At 45.3% G+C, this 19,535-nt stretch carries 10 protein-coding genes; 9 read left to right on the forward strand and 1 reads right to left on the reverse strand.

Features of this window, described 5'->3' with window-relative positions:
* Positions 1 to 16: 16 nt before the first annotated feature.
* The 7 genes from I2D69_RS01130 to I2D69_RS01160 all read left to right on the forward strand — a co-directional run bounded on the left by I2D69_RS01130 (position 17) and on the right by I2D69_RS01160 (position 11,534).
* The gene (locus tag I2D69_RS01130; RefSeq protein WP_195379262.1) at positions 17 to 2,179 is read left to right on the forward strand and encodes an ABC transporter ATP-binding protein; all 2,163 of its coding nucleotides are present in this window, start codon (positions 17 to 19) and stop codon (positions 2,177 to 2,179) included.
* Positions 2,176 to 4,023, forward strand: coding sequence for an ABC transporter ATP-binding protein (locus I2D69_RS01135; protein ID WP_195379263.1), 1,848 nt, complete (start codon positions 2,176 to 2,178; stop codon positions 4,021 to 4,023). Before I2D69_RS01130 ends, I2D69_RS01135 begins: the two co-directional genes overlap by 4 nt.
* 276 nt (positions 4,024 to 4,299) lie before the next feature.
* Complete coding sequence (locus tag I2D69_RS01140) at positions 4,300 to 6,375, forward strand: UvrD-helicase domain-containing protein (RefSeq protein ID WP_195379264.1); 2,076 nt, start codon at positions 4,300 to 4,302, stop codon at positions 6,373 to 6,375.
* A 324-nt stretch (positions 6,376 to 6,699) separates the two neighbouring features.
* Positions 6,700 to 7,713: a hypothetical protein gene (locus I2D69_RS01145; protein ID WP_173773391.1), complete on the forward strand. Its 1,014-nt coding sequence runs from the start codon at positions 6,700 to 6,702 to the stop codon at positions 7,711 to 7,713.
* Between the two features lie 81 nt (positions 7,714 to 7,794).
* A complete protein-coding gene (locus I2D69_RS01150) occupies positions 7,795 to 8,556 on the forward strand; it encodes a class I SAM-dependent methyltransferase (protein WP_148461235.1) in 762 nt (253 codons plus the stop codon).
* 71 nt (positions 8,557 to 8,627) lie between these two features.
* Positions 8,628 to 9,506 carry an Hsp33 family molecular chaperone HslO gene (gene hslO / locus I2D69_RS01155; RefSeq protein WP_195379265.1) on the forward strand — a complete coding sequence of 293 codons (879 nt, stop codon included), beginning with the start codon at positions 8,628 to 8,630 and terminating at the stop codon, positions 9,504 to 9,506.
* A gap of 111 nt (positions 9,507 to 9,617) precedes the next feature.
* Positions 9,618 to 11,534, forward strand: a complete 1,917-nt coding sequence (locus tag I2D69_RS01160; RefSeq protein ID WP_173769580.1) for an NAD(+) synthase — start codon at positions 9,618 to 9,620, stop codon at positions 11,532 to 11,534.
* A gap of 87 nt (positions 11,535 to 11,621) precedes the next feature.
* Here I2D69_RS01160 and I2D69_RS01165 read toward each other — a convergent pair whose 3' ends face one another.
* Positions 11,622 to 12,083, reverse strand: a complete 462-nt coding sequence (locus I2D69_RS01165) for a hypothetical protein (RefSeq protein WP_173717448.1) — start codon at positions 12,081 to 12,083, stop codon at positions 11,622 to 11,624.
* Positions 12,084 to 12,267: 184 nt separating this feature from the next.
* Here I2D69_RS01165 and addB point away from each other — a divergent pair, with 184 nt between their 5' ends.
* Together addB and addA are read left to right on the forward strand one after the other, a co-directional pair.
* Positions 12,268 to 15,600, forward strand: coding sequence for a helicase-exonuclease AddAB subunit AddB (gene addB, locus I2D69_RS01170; RefSeq protein WP_195379266.1), 3,333 nt, complete (start codon positions 12,268 to 12,270; stop codon positions 15,598 to 15,600).
* Positions 15,600 to 19,355, forward strand: coding sequence for a helicase-exonuclease AddAB subunit AddA (gene addA / locus I2D69_RS01175; protein ID WP_195379267.1), 3,756 nt, complete (start codon positions 15,600 to 15,602; stop codon positions 19,353 to 19,355). The genes addB and addA overlap by 1 nt, the downstream gene beginning before the upstream one ends.
* Positions 19,356 to 19,535: the final 180 nt, after the last annotated feature.

Here is a 19,535-nt window from a genome sequence, read left to right on the forward strand (position 1 = left end):
AAAGGACAACCCAAGCATGATTAAATTAATGAAGTATCTGAAAAAATCAGCAGGCTACGTCGTCCTGATCATTGGACTGCTGTTTTTGCAGGCATACTGTGATCTGTCCTTGCCGGATTATACCTCCAAGGTAATTAACGTAGGTATCCAGCAGGGGGGAATACCAGATGGTGTTCCGGAAAAAATGCGTCAGAGCACAATGGAAAATCTGCAGATTTTTATGGACGAAGACACACAGAAAGAAGTTCAGGACTCTTATGTCCTGGATGGAGACACATATGAACTGAAAGGTGGCATTACAGGGGATAAACGTGAGGAATTAAACGATCTTCTGTGCAAACCTCTGATGATGTACACCTCTTTTACCTCTGGCAGTGAAGAGAGCCAGAAAATGCTTTCCCAGATGCAGGTACCGGAAGGAACGGACCCAATGCAGGTTTTGTCAGCAATGCCGGAGGATGCAAAAAAACAGATGCTGGAGGCTGCAGATGAGAAGCTTTCCGACATGCCGGAATCCATTCTTACACAGGCCGCTGTCAGTGGTGTAAAAACAGAATACGAAGCTATGGGCGAGGATTCGGACGCAATTCAGATGAATTACATCCGGACATCCGGAATCCAGATGGTTCTGATGGCGCTGGTGATCATGCTGACCGCTGTAAGTGTTACCTTCCTTTCAGCAAGAGTGGCAGCAGCCCTTGGACATGATCTGCGAGATAATGTATACCGCAAGGTTATTCATTTCTCCAGTAACGAATATCATAAATTTTCCACTGCATCCCTGATCACGCGAAGTACCAACGATGTGCAGCAGGTACAGCAGGTTATGACCATGATGTTCAGAATCGTTCTGTATGCGCCCATCCTTGGCATCGGAGGCGTGATCAAGGTTCTCCAGACCGATTCCTCCATGACCTGGATCCTTGGAGCCGCAGTAGCCATCATTCTGATTGTTATTTTTGTACTGTTCCAGATTGCAATGCCGAAATTCACCAGGCTGCAGACTCTCATTGACCGTCTGAACCTGGTAACCAGGGAAATCCTTACCGGAATCCCGGTTATCCGCGCATTCAGCCGTGAGAAGCATGAGGAAGAGCGTTTTGAAAAAGCAAATATGGATCTGACAAAGACAAACCTGTTTGTAAACCGCTGTATGACATTTATGATGCCGATCATGATGCTGATCATGAACGGTGTATCTGTAGCGATTATCTATTTCGGTGCACATGGCGTTGACAATGGAACTATGCAGGTAGGAAATATGATGGCATTTATCCAGTACGCTATGCAGATTATTATGTCCTTCCTGATGATCACAGCTATTTCCATTATGCTCCCAAGGGCAAACGTGGCAGCAGGCCGAATCTGTGAGGTTCTGGAAATGGAGCCATCTGTAAATGATCCGGAGGAACCGGTAATGCCAGATAAGCAGGAAAAAGGAACGGTCGAATTTGACCATGTAAGCTTCGCTTATCCGGAAGCAGGGGAAAATGTCATCAACGACATTACCTTTAAGGCAGAAAAAGGCCAGACTGTTGCTATCATCGGAAGTACCGGAAGCGGCAAGAGTACGCTGATCAACCTGATCCCCAGATTTTATGATGCAACGAAGGGCTGTGTCAAAGTAGATGGTGTGGATGTACGAAATATGACACAGCATGAGCTTCGTGACCGTCTGGGCTATGTACCTCAGAAGGGAGTCCTGTTCTCTGGAACCATCGACTCCAACATTCGTTACGGTAAGCCGGATATGCCAGAGGAAGATGTAAAACTGGCAGCTCAGATCGCACAGTCTGATGACTTTATTGAAGCGAAACCGGAAGGCTACAAAGCACCTATTTCCCAGGGAGGAAATAATGTATCCGGTGGCCAGAAGCAGCGTCTTTCCATTGCAAGAGCGATTGCCAAAAAGCCGGAAATCCTGATTTTTGACGACAGCTTTTCCGCACTTGATTTCAAGACTGACAGCAAGCTTCGCAAGGCCCTGAAGGAAAAGACAAAGGATATTACCACGATTATCGTAGCACAGCGAATCAGCACCATCCTGAATGCAGATCAGATCATCGTGCTGGATGACGGAAATATGGCAGGCATCGGTACCCACAAGGAACTGATGAAGAACTGTGAGGTTTACCGCCAGATCGCCATGTCACAGCTTTCAGAGGAGGAATTAGCATGAGTGAAAACAAAGCCAGAGGCCCTGTGATGGGTGGTCATCGGAGCCGTGCAATGAACTCCGGGGAAAAGGCAAAAGACTTTAAAGGAGCAATGAAACGACTTTTGAAATACATGGAACGCTACAAAATCCGTTTCGTTCTCATGTTTCTGTTTGCAATTGCAGGAACTATTTTTAACATTGTAGGACCAAAGATCCTTGGAAAGGCAACAACAGAGCTTTTTAACGGCCTGGTAGCCAAGGTAAACGGCACCGGAAGCATTGATTTTGAAAAAATTGGCTATATTTTGTTATGGACATTAGGACTGTATCTGGCAAGTGCCTGCTTCTCCTTTATCCAGGGTTATGTGATGACCGGAATTTCCAACGACGTTACCTACAATTTACGTAAAGATATTTCAAAGAAATTCAGCCGCCTCCCAATGAACTATTATGAGAGCCGGACAAACGGCGAAATCCTTTCCCGCGTAACGAACGATGTGGATACCCTTCAGATGAGCCTGAACCAGAGTATTACCCAGCTGATCACATCAGTTACCACCCTGATCGGTGTGTTTGTGATGATGCTGTCCATCAATGTGTGGATGACTCTGGCTGCCCTTCTGATCCTTCCGCTGTCCATGTTTATCATCAATTTCGTTATGAAGCACTCCCAGAAATATTTCCAGGCACAGCAGAAGTATCTGGGGGAGGTAAATGGCCAGATTGAAGAGAACTATGGCGGACACAATGTAGTGAAGGTATTTAATAAAGAAGAAGACGTAGTTGCAGAATTTGAAAAAGACAACCAGAAGCTTTACGAATCAGCCTGGAAATCCCAGTTTTTCTCCGGAATCATGATGCCGGTCATGCAGTTTGTTGGAAATCTTGGATATGTTATGGTAGCCCTTCTTGGAGGATGGTTCACGATCAAAGGTTCTATTGAAGTAGGTGATATTCAGTCCTTCTTCCAGTATATCCGCAACTTTACCCAGCCCATCCAGCAGATTGCACAGGTAACCAACCTGCTTCAGTCCTCAGCTGCCGCTTCCGAGCGTGTGTTTGAGTTTCTGGATGAGGAGGAAGAGGAGACCACCAAAGAGAATGCCGTTTCTATTGACGGGCTCAGCGGAAATGTAGAATTTGATCATGTAAGCTTCGGCTACAATCCGGAAAAGATCATTGTCCATGATTTTTCGGCAAAGGTCAGAGACGGTCAGAAAATTGCAATTGTAGGTCCTACCGGTGCAGGAAAAACCACCATGGTTAAGCTGCTCATGCGCTTCTATGATGTAAACAGTGGTTCTATTAAAGTAGATGGCCATGATGTAAAAGATTTCAACAGAAGCGAGCTTCATGAAATGTTTGGAATGGTGCTTCAGGATACCTGGCTGTTTTCCGGAACCATTATGGAAAACATCCGCTATGGACGGCTGGATGCTACCGATGAGGAAGTGATCGCAGCAGCAAAGGCTGCTCATATCCACAACTTTATCATGCAGCAGCCGGGAGGCTATAACATGGTTCTGGATGAGGAGACCAGCAATGTTTCCCAGGGCCAGAAGCAGCTCCTGACAATTGCAAGAGCCATTCTTGCAGACAATAAGATTCTGATCCTGGATGAGGCTACCTCCTCCGTTGATACCAGAACCGAGGTACAGATCCAGAAAGCTATGGATAACCTGATGAAAGGCAGAACCAGCTTTGTCATCGCTCACAGACTTTCCACCATCAGGGACGCAGATCTGATCCTGGTTATGAAGGATGGTGACATTATCGAGCAGGGCAGCCATGAAGAGCTGCTTGCAAAGAAAGGCTTCTACGCAGATCTTTACAACAGCCAGTTTGATAAGACGCAGACTGCATAAAAGTAAGTGAAACAGATAAAAAAATACAGCAGCTTTTTCGGAAAATATACGGAAAAACTGCTGTTTTTTTGTCTTCAGAGAGAAAAAATCCAGGGATTTGCTGTCTGTACTTTTACCCTCAGATAATGTATAATGGAGCAAAGTTTCTGCCGGAAAGGAAGGCAGGGACAAAGTCATGACAACGAAAAAACCTCATTTATTGCAGCAGCTCTGGGTGTCTTTTTACAAGACTGGTAGAAAGGGCTGCAGCGCGAATGTTAAAGGAGTATACCCCCAATGACAATTGATAATAAAGACGGAGCAGCTTTTCTTGCATACGTTACAGATAAATTAGAAACCAGGATCGCCCATATCAGCCAGTCCATTCTGGAAGGACAGAAGGATATCGAAGGAATGCATGAGTATTACTGGGAGAACTATACGGAGATGGACCAGTATGGTTACGAAAATTTCGATAACCAGCAGGCACTTCTTCACCAGATCAACGCCAACGAGCAGCAGATCCATTTGCGAAAAAGATTTCGTAAAATGCTGGATTCCCCTTTCTTTGGAAGAGTGGATTTCGTATTTGAAGGGGATGAGGAGCCGGAGATTTTTTATATTGGAATCGGAAATTTTGCAGAAGAGGCAGGGCATACGCCGCTGATCTATGACTGGCGTGCTCCTGTCAGCGGGCTTTTCTACGACTATGATAAAGGTCCGGCGTCTTACCAGGCACCGCTGGGAACCATCTGCGGTGAAATTGCCTCCAAGTGGCAGTACAAGATTCGAAATGGCCGTATGATTTACCAGTTTGAAAGTGATGTGAAGATTGATGACGAGATTCTTATGGCAGAGCTTGGCAGCGGAGGCAGCACTGCGCTGAAAAATATTGTCCGCACCATCCAGAAAGAGCAGAATGCCATCATCCGAAACACCAGGGATAAGATCATGGTAATCCAGGGCGCAGCCGGAAGCGGCAAGACCTCCATTGCCTTGCACAGAATTGCCTATCTTTTGTATCACGACCGCAAGAATCTGAAATCCTCCAATATCCTGATCCTGTCTCCCAACAGCATTTTTTCTGATTATATTTCCCATATACTTCCGGAACTGGGAGAGGAAAATATTAAAGAAATGAGCTTTGATCTTTTTGCCTACAGACAGTTGAAAGATACGGTATCTGACTGCGAAGACCGTTATGACCAGATTGAGCGCAGCCTGAATTTCCCGGATATGCCTTCCTTATATAAGGAAAAACAGTCCAGGGAATTTTTGAATCAGATGGAGGGGTATCTCACCTCCTTAGAAGATGAGCTGATGGATTTTCATGATGTGGAATATAAGAGCTTTACGAAAAAGGAAGAGGAGATCATTGATCTTTTTTACTTTAAATTTCAGGATATCCCTCTGTTATCACGTATGGAGGCAGTTGCAGAGAATTTCATTGATGAGGTAGAGACGCTTCGGGACAATGATATGGATGAGGAAGAACGTGCCATTGTAATGGAGAAATTCATGAATATGTATGAGACACAGGATCTCTATGTGATCTACAGCCGTTTTCTGGAAAGCTGCGGCTATCCGGGACTTCCTCATGTACAGCTTCAGGAGCGAAAGCTTCGGTACGAGGACGTCTATCCGGTGCTTTACATGAAGTACCGCCTTCTTCGCCAGACCAGTCACAATGGTATCAAGCACCTGGTAGTAGACGAAATGCAGGATTATTCAAGGCTTCAGTATCTGATTCTAAAAATGATGTTCCCCTGTCGTATGACCATTCTGGGGGACAAAGCCCAGACTATGGAAGATGAGGCTCAGGATGTCCTTGGGTTTTTACCGAAAATTTTCGGAAAAGAGATCCGCAGGATCGTCATGAACAAAAGCTACCGAAACACTGTGGAGATTGCTTCTTATGCGAATCAGCTTGCAGGGATTACAGATATGGATTTGTTTGATCGTCATGGCGATCCGGTGGAAGAATTATTTTTTAAAGGGAAAAAACAGCAGGCAATGGAAGCGGCTCTGGACGAGCTTGTGAATAAGCTTCAGCTGGGAACGGAACAGTTTGAGACAGCTGCGTTGATCCTTCGCACGGAATCTGAGGCAAAAGAAGCCGCCCGCATTTTGAAAGAAAAACTGGAAAATACAGGGTTTGATATGGAAAATCGTTTCTCGTACCTGCATCGTGATAGCAACAGCTTCTGCAAAGGCCTTACAGTTACTACGTTTTATCTTGCAAAAGGTCTGGAATTTGACCAGGTATTTTCCCTGTTCCCTGCAGCAGATCAGAGCCTGATTGCAAAACAGGGACGTTATATTGCAGCTACCAGAGCGCTTCATAAATTGCATATGTACGAATACGGAAAATAAATATTACAAAAGTATGACAAACAGAGCGTAAAATAAAAAAGAAATTCAGGTTAGCAAAATATGCTGTCAAATACAACGTACATTTTGCAGACAGGATTTTACCAACACTCTTTGAAAAAATGTATAAAGTTCGTCACGAAAGTTTATAATATTTTCACAGCAAATTTAGATTCTGCAGTGGGAAATCCATTGACAGGATTGTAATAAAATTGTAAAATACAGCTCGGGAGATTTTTATAAACGAGAAATATTTTCGTTTTGTTAATGAAATAGAATAATGTAGATTTACAAAATTTACTTATGAAAAGAAATAAGGAGGATACTATGAAGAACAAAAAGATTTTAGCAATCTTAACGATATCAGCAATTATTTCTGCAGCTGCTACAGGCTGCAGTTTTGGCGGAGACGAGCCGGAAGAACAGGTAGTGGTAACTGAGACACCTGCTCCGGAAGCAACCGCTACACCTACTCCGGAGCCAACCATCGCGCCAGACGTACAGGACAGCACCTATACATCAAGCAATGGGGCTGTCTCCATTAAGCTTCCAGATGCTACCTGGTCCAATAAGGCGGATGAGGCAGATATGCTCAGCTTCGAATCCCCGGAGCAGGGTAAGATACTGATCCTTCATGGACAGGGAGAAGAGGATATGTCTTCTGCTATGCTTCCGGATACGCAGGATCTGGCTGTGGCATTAGAGCAGGCTTCTGACCTTGCAGAAGGTACTGACTTTGAGATCCAGGATTATACCGCCAGTGATGTGGAGGGAGTAGGCGTTTATTCTTACACTGTGAAGTACACAGATGCTTCCAAGAGCGGCGGATATGTTTATGCGATCCATAAAATTTATAAGAGCTCTGATGAGTATTACAATATCTGCGGATCTGTTGTGGATGAGGCTTCTTATGCAGGAGTTAAGGCTGCAGTTGATTCCTTCGGAATTGCAGGAGAGTCTTCTTTGAAAGCTGCTGCACCGGTACAGTCTTCTGACAGTGCAGACGGAAGCACTGAGGGAAGCACAGATGGTTCCACTGACGGAACACAGAGTGCAGGTACTGATTCTGCGTCCTCAGGTGATGGAAGCAGTGATGGAACAATCACAAACTCCGGCGGATTTACCCAGGAGCAGCTTACAGACACCAACCAGACCAGAACTATTTACCGTAACTCCGATGGCCATCCCCTTGTAATTACTCCGGATGGAAATGGAAACTGGGTTGACTTTGATGGAAATACCTATCGTTTTGTAAATAATGAGGACGTTTACGATCAGAATGATGTGGATTATTACTGGCATGGAGAAGGTGCAGACGTATATTATATGCCTGTAGAGTAATAACAGAAAAAGCAGAATGTTGACTTACACGGACACAGCTACCCGGGATGGATGGCTGTGTCCGTGACAGTTGGAGGGAATATGGATAATTTTCAGGCTTATGGCGAATTTGCCAGAGTATATGATATGTTCCAGGACAATGTGGACTACCAGACCTGGGGCAAATGGCTGAAGCAGCAGCTTGCAGCGCAGGGAATCACAGACGGACTTGTGCTAGATCTTGGCTGCGGCACGGGAACCATGACTGAGATACTGGCAGAGGCTGGCTATGACATGATCGGAGTGGATAATTCCGGGGAAATGTTGGCAGAGGCCATGGAGAAACGGGTAGAGTCCGGGCATGACATCCTGTATCTTCTTCAGGATATGCAGGAGTTTGAACTTTATGGAACCGTACGGGCTGTGGTAAGCGTGTGTGACAGTCTGAATTACATAACAGAGGAAGAGGAGCTGGAGCATGTGTTTGCCCTGGTAAATAATTATCTGGATCCTCAGGGAATTTTTCTGTTTGATATGAATACGGTTTATAAGTATCAGACTATGATCGGGAATACTACGATTGCTGAGAACCGGGATGAGGGAAGCTTTATCTGGGAGAACAGTTATGATGAGGAGACCGGGATTAATACATATGAGCTGGCTCTGTTTATTCCAAGAGAGGACGGACTTTATGAGAAGGATGAGGAGGTTCACTATCAGAGAGCCTATTCTTTGGAGAAGATCAAGGAACTTATTGGAAAAGCGGGGATGGAGCTTCTGGCAGTGTATGATGCTTATACACTGGAGCCACCGAAGGAAGATAGCGGCAGGCTTACCTTTGTAGTAAGGGAACATGGTAAATGATAATATAATAATAAGATAAATAGCTATAGGATTACGATTAACATTATAACAGTATAGATTGGAGAATACACATGAATGATTATATCATCCGCGCGACTGCAGCTAACGACCAGATCCGTGCATTTGCGGCAGTGACCACTGAGATGGTGGAGACTGCAAGAGAGCACCATAATACAAGTCCGGTGGCTACGGCAGCGCTTGGAAGACTTCTGACTGCAGGAGCCATGATGGGCTCCATGATGAAGGGGGAAAAAGATGTTCTGACCCTTCAGATCAAGGCCGGCGGTCCCCTTCAGGGAATTACGGTAACTGCCGATTCCCAGGGAAATATAAAGGGCTATGTAGGAAATCCAGATGTCTGCATTCCAGCAAATTCCAAAGGTAAGCTGGACGTTGCAGGAGCAGTTGGTCCTGGATTCCTGACTGTGATTAAAGATATGGGGCTAAAAGAGCCTTACAGCGGACAGGTTATGCTTCAGACCTGTGAGATTGCAGAAGACCTGACCTATTATTTTGCAACAAGTGAGCAGGTACCGTCCGCAGTTGGACTTGGAGTCCTGATGAATAAGAATAATACAGTACGTCAGGCTGGTGGATTTATTGTACAGCTGATGCCATTTGCAGAGGAAGAAGTGATTTCCAGGTTAGAGCAGAACGTACAGAAGATCAACTCTGTCACCAACCTGTTAGAGGAGGGACATACCCCGGAGAGTCTGCTGGAGAAAGTGTTGGAAGGCTTTGACATGCAGATTAACGAGAAGATGGACACCCGCTTCCACTGCAACTGCTCCAAGGAGCGAGTAGCGAAAGCGTTGATCAGCATCGGCAGAAAAGAATTAAACGAAATGATCCAGGAAGGCAAGCCAATCGAGATGAACTGCCATTTCTGTAATACCAACTACAATTTTACAGTAGAAGAGCTGAAAGAAATTCTAAGAAGATGCAAATAAGCTGAATTGAGACAGAATCACTATTTTCCGTCGTAGACGCACATCTTGCAGAAAGCCTTTTTCAAACATGCTCTAAGGCGTGGAAATGGTTAGATAAGAGAGGACTAGGATATGAATCAGGGATTTATTAAAGTAGCGGCAGGAACGCCGCAGGTTACAGTTGCTGATTGTAAGGCCAATACCAGTGCAATTCTGAAAGTAATCCGTGAAATGGAGACACAGCATGCAAAGCTGATGGTACTGCCGGAGCTTTGCATCACAGGCTATACCTGCCAGGATCTTTTCCTTCAGAGAAGACTGCTGGACAGTGCCTGGGAGAGCCTTCTGACTATTGCAGAGGAGACTGCGGATGTGGATGCGCTGATCTTTGTGGGACTTCCTATGCGGATGAACGGCAAGCTCTACAATGTGGCAGCAGCATTGAACCACGGAAATATTCTTGGATTTGTACCTAAGACTCATATTCCCAACTATAATGAATTCTATGAGCAGAGACACTTTGCTTCTGGGGCGGATGTGTGGACAGATGTGACAGTTGGGGAGGAAAGCGTACCTTTTGCCAGCAATCTGATTTTCTCATGTGAAGGATTGCCGGAGCTGACAGTTGGCGCAGAAATCTGCGAGGATCTGTGGGTTCCACTTCCGCCTAGTGTAAATCTGGCACAGGGCGGTGCCCATATTATCGTCAATCTTTCAGCCAGTGATGAGATGGTTGGCAAGGATTCCTACCGCCGTGATCTGGTGAAGGGTCAGTCTGCCAGACTGGTGTGCGGCTATATTTACGCCACAGCAGGAGAGGGTGAATCCTCCCAGGATCTGGTATTTGGCGGACAGAACCTGATCGCAGAGAATGGCACCATGCTGGCAGAGGCGAAGCGCTTCCAGAACACTGTGATCTACGGAGAAATTGATGTGCAGAGACTGGCAGATGAGAGAAGAAGACTTTCCACCTATCCGGCATCTGATGATGCTGACTGCCAGATCGTACCTTTTGAGGTGGAAGTGGAAGAGACCTCTCTTACCAGGAAGTTTGCCCCCTATCCTTTCGTACCTTCTGTAAAAGAAGAGCGTGATATGCGCTGTGAGGAGATTCTGAACATTCAGGCTATGGGACTTAAGAAAAGAATGAGCCACATCCACTGTCAGAAGGCAATGGTTGGTCTTTCCGGGGGACTTGATTCCACACTGGCATTGCTTGTAATTGCACGTACTTTCCAGCTGATGGGACTGCCATCTGAGAATATCCGCTGCATTACCATGCCATGCTTTGGCACCACAGACAGAACTTACCAGAATGCCTGCAAATTAAGCCAGTGCCTTGGTGCTGCTCTGACGGAGGTAAATATTAAAGAGGCGGTAAATATCCATTTCCGTGATATCGGTCACGACGATTCTGTTCATGATGTAACCTATGAGAACTGTCAGGCCAGAGAGCGTACGCAGATTCTTATGGATATGGCAAACCAGGAGGGAGCACTTCTTGTGGGAACCGGTGACCTTTCCGAGCTTGCTCTTGGATGGGCAACCTATAATGGAGACCATATGTCCATGTATGGTGTAAATGCCTCTGTTCCCAAAACGCTTGTAAGACATCTTGTCCGCTATTATGCAGATACCTGCGGAGAGAAAGAGCTGGAAGAAGTTCTTCTGGATATTCTGGATACTCCGGTAAGTCCGGAGCTTCTGCCGCCTAAGGACGGCAAGATCGCGCAGAAAACAGAAGATTTGGTTGGTCCTTATGAACTTCATGATTTTTATCTGTATTATATGCTTCGTGCAGGCTTTGAACCGGATAAGATCTATCGCATTGCCTGCCGTACCTTTGAGGGTACCTATGACAAGGCTACGATTCTGAAATGGCTGAAAATCTTCTACCGCAGATTTTTTGCCCAGCAGTTCAAACGCTCCTGTCTTCCTGACGGCCCGAAGGTAGGTAGTGTGGCGCTGTCTCCAAGAGGTGACCTGCGTATGCCAAGTGATGCAAGCGCAGCGGTATGGATGGAAGCTCTGGAGAAGCTTGAAGTATAAAACGATTGTGCGGTATGCTTTCCATGTATTTTACAGCTGTATTTCGCGGAGCATGCAGCTGTAAAGGCAGGAAATAATTAGGTTTGTTTATTGCTCTGCCGGCGGAGAACTTACATGGTTCTCCGCCTTTTTTAATGCATCTTCAATGGCAGAAATAAGCAGCTGTGACGTATATTTCCTGTCTGTGGAATATTTCAGGTCGTCCAGGGACTGGCTGTCAACAATCTGGCTGGCCAGTGACTCCAGAGAAGGCTTTACCAGCGGAAACATGGCAGTGGTGCTTTCACTTAAATTTACCAGCTCAATAGACTGGATATTGTTTTGATCTACTGTAACTTCCACGTCAAAAGTATTTTTATTCAAAGTAAGGGAACTGCGGTAAACGCCAGGCGTATAAAGCCCCTCTCCAGCAGCAGAAGTGGTCTGGCTTTTTCCAGGCCCGAACATAAAGTAGATCAGGATTCCCAGAAGAACAGCAAGAATCAGAAAGGCGATGGTATATACCACTTCCTTCATATGTAACACGATGATCCTGGTTTTCGAACTCATGGACTGCGCCTCCTGTATCGCACTGATAATGAAAAAAATAATCCTGGCCGCAAAACCAGGCTCTAATCTTCTTATTCTATCCTATTATCAAAGCATGGAAAATATGATAGAATATAAAACAGAATGATTTTTTATCAGATATAGGCTTTTTTATTCCATACAATTGGCAGAAGGAGGAAAAAACGTGTCCCTACAATTCATCATCGGCAGCTCCGGTATTGGCAAGACGCATTATGCATGTGAACAGATCATCCGGGAATCTATGGAAAATCCACAGCACCTGTACTATATTATCGTCCCGGAACAGTTTACCATGCAGACACAGAAAAACGTAGTCGAAATGCACCCCGGAAAGGGAATCCTGAATATCGATGTGCTCAGCTTTCAGCGCCTTGCCTATCGTATTTTCGAGGAGACAGGCGGTGCCATGGAAGTGCTTCTGGATGACACTGGAAAAAGTATGGTTCTTCAGAAGTTGGTGCAGCAGCATCGCAAAAATCTGCCCTACCTTGGCAACCAGATGAACAAACCGGGCTATCTGGACGAAGTGAAATCTCTGATTTCAGAATTTATGCAGTATGATATCCGGGAAGAAGAACTGCAGGACATGCTGGGAAAAACAGGGGAAGACTCTCTTCTTCATATGAAAATGCAGGATGTGGGTGTCCTTTATCAGGCCTTTCTTCAGTATCTGGAAGGTCATTATATGACCGGCGAAGGCGTGATGGACGCTTTGAAAAAAGCTATTCCTTTTTCTGATAAACTGAAAAAATCCGTACTCCTTCTGGATGGCTTCACCGGTTTTACTCCGGTGCAGATGAACGTGATCCGGGAACTTTTAAATGTCTGCGATAAGGTTCTGGTAACTGTCACCATGGATGCCAGAGAAAATCCTTTACAGATGGGAAAACCACATCAGTTATTCTATATGAGCAGGAAAATGATCCACACCTTGTCCGGTCTGACCAGCAATCTGGATGATCCCGTTCTTCTGAAGGATGAGAGAAAGGGCCGCTTTGGAAATTCCACCTCTCTTGACTTTCTGGAGAAGCATCTTTTTCGCTACAGAAGATCTGTCTATGAGAAGAAACAGGAAGAAATCTGCATATTTGCAGCAGAATCCCCTGTAAAAGAACTGGAAGAGACAGCCAGGAGAATACGCCGTCTGGTCCGTGAAAAAAATCTGAAATACGGAGAAATCGCTGTGATTACCGGAAATCTGGAGGCGTACAAAAGTATTGCATCTCAGGTATTCGAGGAATCCCGGATCCCTTATTTCCTGGATGAGAAGCACACCATTCTGATGAACCCATTTATAGAATATATTCGTGCTGTTCTTGAAATGGTTACAAAGGGTTTTTCCTACGAAAGTGTTTTCCGGTATCTGCGCTGTGATATGTCCGGCCTTGGAAGGGACCAGGTGGATATGCTGGAGAATTATGTGCTTGCCCTTGGAATTCGCGGCTACAAAAAGTGGTCCGAGAAGTGGGTGAGAGTTTACCGGACCATGGATCCGGAGGATATTCAAGTCCTGAACGAATACCGGGAAATATTTGTGAGGGAGGCTGAGATCCTGGCTCAGGGATTTTCCAGTGGAAAGAGAAAAGTATGTGAATATTGTTATAGTTTATATCAGTTTATCGAAAGCTGTGAAATACAGAAAAAACTAAAGAAACAGGAGCTTTTCTTTAAAGAAAAAGGAGAAAAAGCTCTGGAAAAAGAATACGCCCAGATATACGGAATTGTTATGGAACTTCTTGACCGCATGGTAGAGATCCTTGGAGAGGAAGAAATTACAAGAACGGAATTTGTCCAGCTTCTGGAAACTGGTTTTGCCAAGTCAAAGGTTGCGCTGATCCCGCCCAGTATGGATCAGGTCCTTGTTGGAGATATGGAAAGAACCCGTCTGAAAGAAATAAAGGCATTGTTTTTTGTAGGTGTAAACGAGGGGAATATTCCGAAAAATACAGACTCTGGCGGAATTTTGACCCAGATGGACAGAGAATTCTTTGCAGATGAGGGAATGGAGCTTGCACCAGGTCCGAAAGAGCTGATGAACACCCAGCGCTTTTATCTGTATCTGAATCTGACAAAGCCAAGTGAGCATTTGTGCCTTTCCTACAGTTTATCAAATGGAAAAGGAGAACCTATAAGTCCTGCATATCTGATCCACAGTATACAGGCTCTATATCCCGGACTGGAGGTGAAAAATGCAGGTGATGAGGAATTCAGCCTAAACGCCATGGAGCTTCCGGGAACCAGTCTGGAATGCTTCCTGAAAGGTCTTGGAGAGGGCGCTGTGGGACAGGGAAGTCCTTTGTACAGCGAGCTTTACAGCTGGTATCTTAGAAGTCCTAAATATAGGACTTTAGCCAGGAAGCTGGTGGAGGCTTCCAGAACCAGAAAGCCTGCCGATATTATCAGCGAAAGTGTGGCAAAGGTTCTCTATGGAGAGGTGTCGCCCTACAGTGCCACCAGGCTGGAGCGTTATTCTGCCTGTGCTTTTGCCCATTTCCTCCAGTATGGTCTCAAACTTACGGAGCGTGCAGAGTATGAATTCCGCGCCATGGATATGGGAAATATTATGCACAAGGTGCTGGAGTCTCTGATAAAGGAAGTGAACAAAGAAAAGCTTTCTCTGGCAGAGCTTTCTGAGGAAGAGAGGGATGCGCTGGCAGACCGTCTGGTAGATACAATAAGTGCAGATTATGGCAATACCATTCTAAAAAGCAGTGCACGCAATGAATATATGATCCAGCGCACCAAGCGAATGGTACGAAGAACTGTGTGGGCAATTCAGAAACAGCTGAAATCCGGGGAATTTGAGCCGGAAGGTGTGGAAGTTGTTTTTCAGGGCGGTCGGATCGATCGCGTGGATACTATGGAGACAGATGATGGGAAGTTGTATGTCAGGGTTATTGATTATAAGACCGGGAATACTTCTTTTGATCTGGTTTCTTTGTATCATGGTCTGCAGCTGCAGCTGATGATCTACATGGACGGTGCCCTTACCGTAGAGCAAAACAAGCATAAGGATAAAGAGGTGATTCCTGCAGGGGTATTTTATTACAATATTAAGGATCCTATGATTCAGGAAAAAATAGATGCAGATATAGAGACTGTCCAGGAGAAAGTGCTGAAGGAACTAAAGATGAATGGACTGGTTCTGAAAGACAAAGAACTGGTACAAAAAATGGACAGTTCCCTTGTGTCAATTCCCGTATCTTTTAACAAGGACGGAAGTTTCCGGAAAAATTCTTCTGTAGCCTCAAAAGAGCAGTTTGATATTTTAAACCGTTATGTAAAAACAAAGATTTCTCATATCAGACAGTCCATTATGACCGGAGATGCCCAGGTTTCTCCATATATGCTGGGAAAGAAAAATGCCTGTACCTACTGTCCTTACAGTGGCGTATGCGGTTTTGACATGGACATTCCAGGCTATGAATTCCGCAGGCTGAAAAACTTTACAGATGAAGAGCTGTGGGATGCTTTTGTGAAGGAGGTGGATGAATAATGGCAGTGAACTGGACGAAAGAGCAGGAGCAGGTTATTAATTTAAGAAACCGGAATATTCTGGTAAGTGCAGCAGCTGGTTCCGGAAAGACTGCGGTGCTTGTGCAGCGAATTCTAAAAAAGGTGATGGATCCGGAGCATCCTGTTGACATTGACAGGCTGCTGATCATGACGTTCACAAGAGCAGCAGCAGGGGAAATGCGGGAACGAATTGCAAATGCCCTGGAAGATGCTCTCTGTGAGAATCCAGACAATGAGCATCTGCAGCGCCAGACTACCTTGATCCATACGGCGCAGATCACCACGATAGATGGCTTCTGTGCTTATGTGATCCGCAATTATTTCCATCTTATTGGTCTGGATCCTGGTTATCGGACAGGAGAAGAGGGAGAATTGAAGCTTCTGAAAGAGGACGTGATGAAGGAGCTTCTGGAGAACTATTACATAAAAGATGACAAAAAGTTTAAGTATTTTATCGAATGCTACGCATCAGGCAAAACAGATGATGGAATCAAAGAACTGATTTATTCTCTGTATAATGCTGCCATGAGCAATCCATATCCGGATACCTGGCTGGAAGAATGCATAGATAGTTATAGAAATATGGATTTAGAGTCTGTAAAATCATCAGAATGGATGAATTTGTTATGGAAAAACATTACGGAGGATCTTTGCCAGGCAAAGGAACTGATTACCCAGGCAAGAAGCTTTTGCAATGCGCCAGGAGGACCATACCTGTATGATGAAGCACTGCAAAGTGATCTCATCCTCATTCGTGCAGCAGAAGAGAAAGCCGCCGCCGGTGATTTTGACGGAGCAGGAGAGCTTCTTGGCAAACCGGCTTTTGCCGCTCTTTCCAGAAAGAAACCAAAAGATCCTGTAGATGATACGCTGAAAGAGCAGGTAAAATCTCTTCGGGAAAATGCAAAGGATATTTTAAAGGATATTGGAACACGGTATTTTTCCGTAAAGGAGGAGGAACTTCCAGTGCTTCTGGAAACCTGCCGGGAGCCTGTAGAAATGCTGGTGGAGCTTACCAGGGAATTTATCCGTATGTATGGAGAGAAGAAGCGGGAAAAAAATATTCTGGACTTTACGGACATGGAGCATTTTGCGCTGGAAATTCTGATTCAAAGGGTTCATGCAGCGGAAGAAAATGGCGAAAACGACGGTAATTGGACTGGAGAGAGCAAGTATATTTATCACATGAGTCCGGCAGCACGTGAACTTTCCCTGAAATATGACGAGGTCATGGTGGATGAGTACCAGGACAGTAACCTGGTACAGGAAATGATCACTAACTGTGTTTCCGGCTGGGCAGATGGAAGAAAAAATATATTCATGGTAGGTGATGTGAAGCAGAGCATTTACCGGTTCCGCCTTGCCAGACCAGAGCTTTTTATGGAAAAGTATGAACAGTACAGTTTAACGGACAGTACGGAACAGCGAATCGATCTTCATAAAAATTTCCGCAGCCGGTCTCAGGTATTGGATAGTGCAAACTTTATTTTCCGTCAGATTATGGGAACAGATCTTGGTGGAATTGCCTACGATAAAGCCGCAGCTCTTTATCCTGGAGCTGTGTTTCCGGAAGGAAACAAGGAAAGCTTTCTTCCTGCAGAAGTTCTTCTGGTAGAAAAGGATTCTGAAGAACTGGAGGATCTGATGGAAGGAAAGGATGCCCGGGAACTGGAGGCTCTTGCTATTTCCCACAGAATTAAGGAAATTGTGGGAAAAGAGCTGGTACTTGATAAAGAAACCAAAGAATATCGTCCTGCGAAATACGGAGATATTGTAATCCTTCTTCGCACCGCCTCCGGCTGGTCAGAAACCTTTACAGAGGTGCTTTCTGCCCACGGAATTCCTGTGTATGCCGCTTCAAAGACGGGATATTTTTCCGCACTTGAGGTGGTTACGATTCTGAATTATCTGCAGGTCTGCGATAATCCTCTTCAGGATATTCCTTTGACGGGTGTGCTGAGGTCGCCGCTGGTGGGATGTACTACCCAGGAGCTTGCCGTTTTGCGGGAAGAACATCCGAAGGGGATGCTGTATGACAGCGTGTTGAATTTCCTGGAAGAATATGAGGGGCAGGAAAGAACTCTTTACAACAAATTACATGGTTTTATAGTCCTGCTGAATGAAATGCGTGATCTTGCGGTGTACACTCCTGTGCATGAGCTGATTCTTGAGATTCTCCGCAGAACCGGCTATGGTAATTATGCGAAAGCTCTGCCAAATGGTGCACAGCGGAGCGCCAACCTCGCTATGCTGGTGGAAAAGGCAATGGATTATGAGAAGACCAGTTACAGAGGCTTATTTAATTTTGTCCGATATATTGAACATTTGCAAAAATATGAAGTTGATTATGGCGAAGTAAATCTTTCTGGCGCAGGAGAAGGTTCCGTGGAAATCATGACGATCCACAAGAGCAAGGGACTCGAGTTTCCGATTGTAATCCTTGCCGGTATGGGAAAACAGTTCAATATGCAGGATCTGAACGCCAGACTTCTGATTCATCCGGATTACGGTCTTGGCGCTGACGCCATTTTGCCAGACCGGCGGATGATTGTGTCAACACTGTATAAGCAGGTGATCCGCCGTAAGCTTCTGGAAGAGACTCTGGGGGAGGAAATCCGAGTACTTTACGTTGCCCTGACGCGTGCCAAGGAGAAACTGATCATGACCGGAACAATAGGAAATCTGGAAAAAAGGCTGCTTTCTTTATACAGATTCCGCGAAAATGAACAGGAACTTCTTCCGGCAGAAACGAGACTGAATGGAAAAACTTACTGGGATTATGTGCTTCCTGCGCTTGCAAGGCACCGCTGCATGGATGAACTTTTTGAGGAGTTTGGATTGCTGCCATCCCATGATAATCTGCTTTATGATGATCCGGCAGAGTTTCAGGTGAAAAGGATCACAGCGCGGACTTTAACGGAGGCTGAAGTGGTGGAACAGGCTGTCGGGCAGATGGAAGACGATATTCTGGATAACTGGGATTGTGAGAAAATCGTGGATCCTGAAATCAAAGCGGAACTGGAAAAGCGTTTTGGATTTGTATATCCTTATGAATATCGTAAAGATATTCCGGTGAAGGTCAGCGTATCGGATTTGAAAAAGAAGAGTTACCATGAAGATACGGATATTGAAGAAGCTGTATATTTCGAACCGGACATTGTTCCGCTGGTTCCAAGATTTATTGAGGAAAAGAAGGAAACGGAAGAGGCGTTCACAGGTTCGGCAAGAGGTACTGCTTACCATCGTGTGATGGAATGTCTTGAGTACAATAAAACGGATAGTGCACAGCAGCTGAAAGAGCAGATCAACGCATTGGTTCAGAGCAAAAAAATGTCTGAGGCAGAAGCAGAATGTATCAGAATTTCAGATATTCAGTCTTTTGTGAATGGGGCACTGGGGCAGAGAATGAAAGTCGCTGCATTATCGGGGCTTCTTTTCAGGGAACAGCCTTTTGTCATTTCCAGAAGTGCTGCTGAAATAGATGAGGCATGGGATCCCAAGGAACGTGTGCTTGTGCAGGGAATCATAGACGCTTATTTTCTGGAAGGGGATGAGATCGTGCTGGTTGATTACAAGACGGATCGTGTGCGCAGGGGGGAAGAGCAGAAGCTGGTTGATCTGTATCACACTCAGCTGGAGGATTATGCTCAGGCACTTCATAGAATGACTGGGCGCAGGGTGAAAGAGAAGTATATTTATTCCTTTACGTTGAAAAAAGAGATATTGTTAGGATGATTGCTTGTGTTCGCAGAAGGTGCGTGGATGTGGCGTGCCTGATCTGAGAACTGTGCGAAGAACCCGGAAAATCTAAGAGGACAGGATTTTGCTAAAAGCGAAGACATGAGAGGCCAAACTCGCTCCTTCGGAGCTCAGACAGTGTCCTCTCATGTCTTCAACGCAAAATCCTGTCCTCTA

Origin of the sequence: Ruminococcus sp. D54t1_190329_F1 (genome assembly GCF_015551645.1) — a bacterium.
Taxonomy (GTDB): domain Bacteria; phylum Bacillota; class Clostridia; order Lachnospirales; family Lachnospiraceae; genus Blautia_A; species Blautia_A faecis.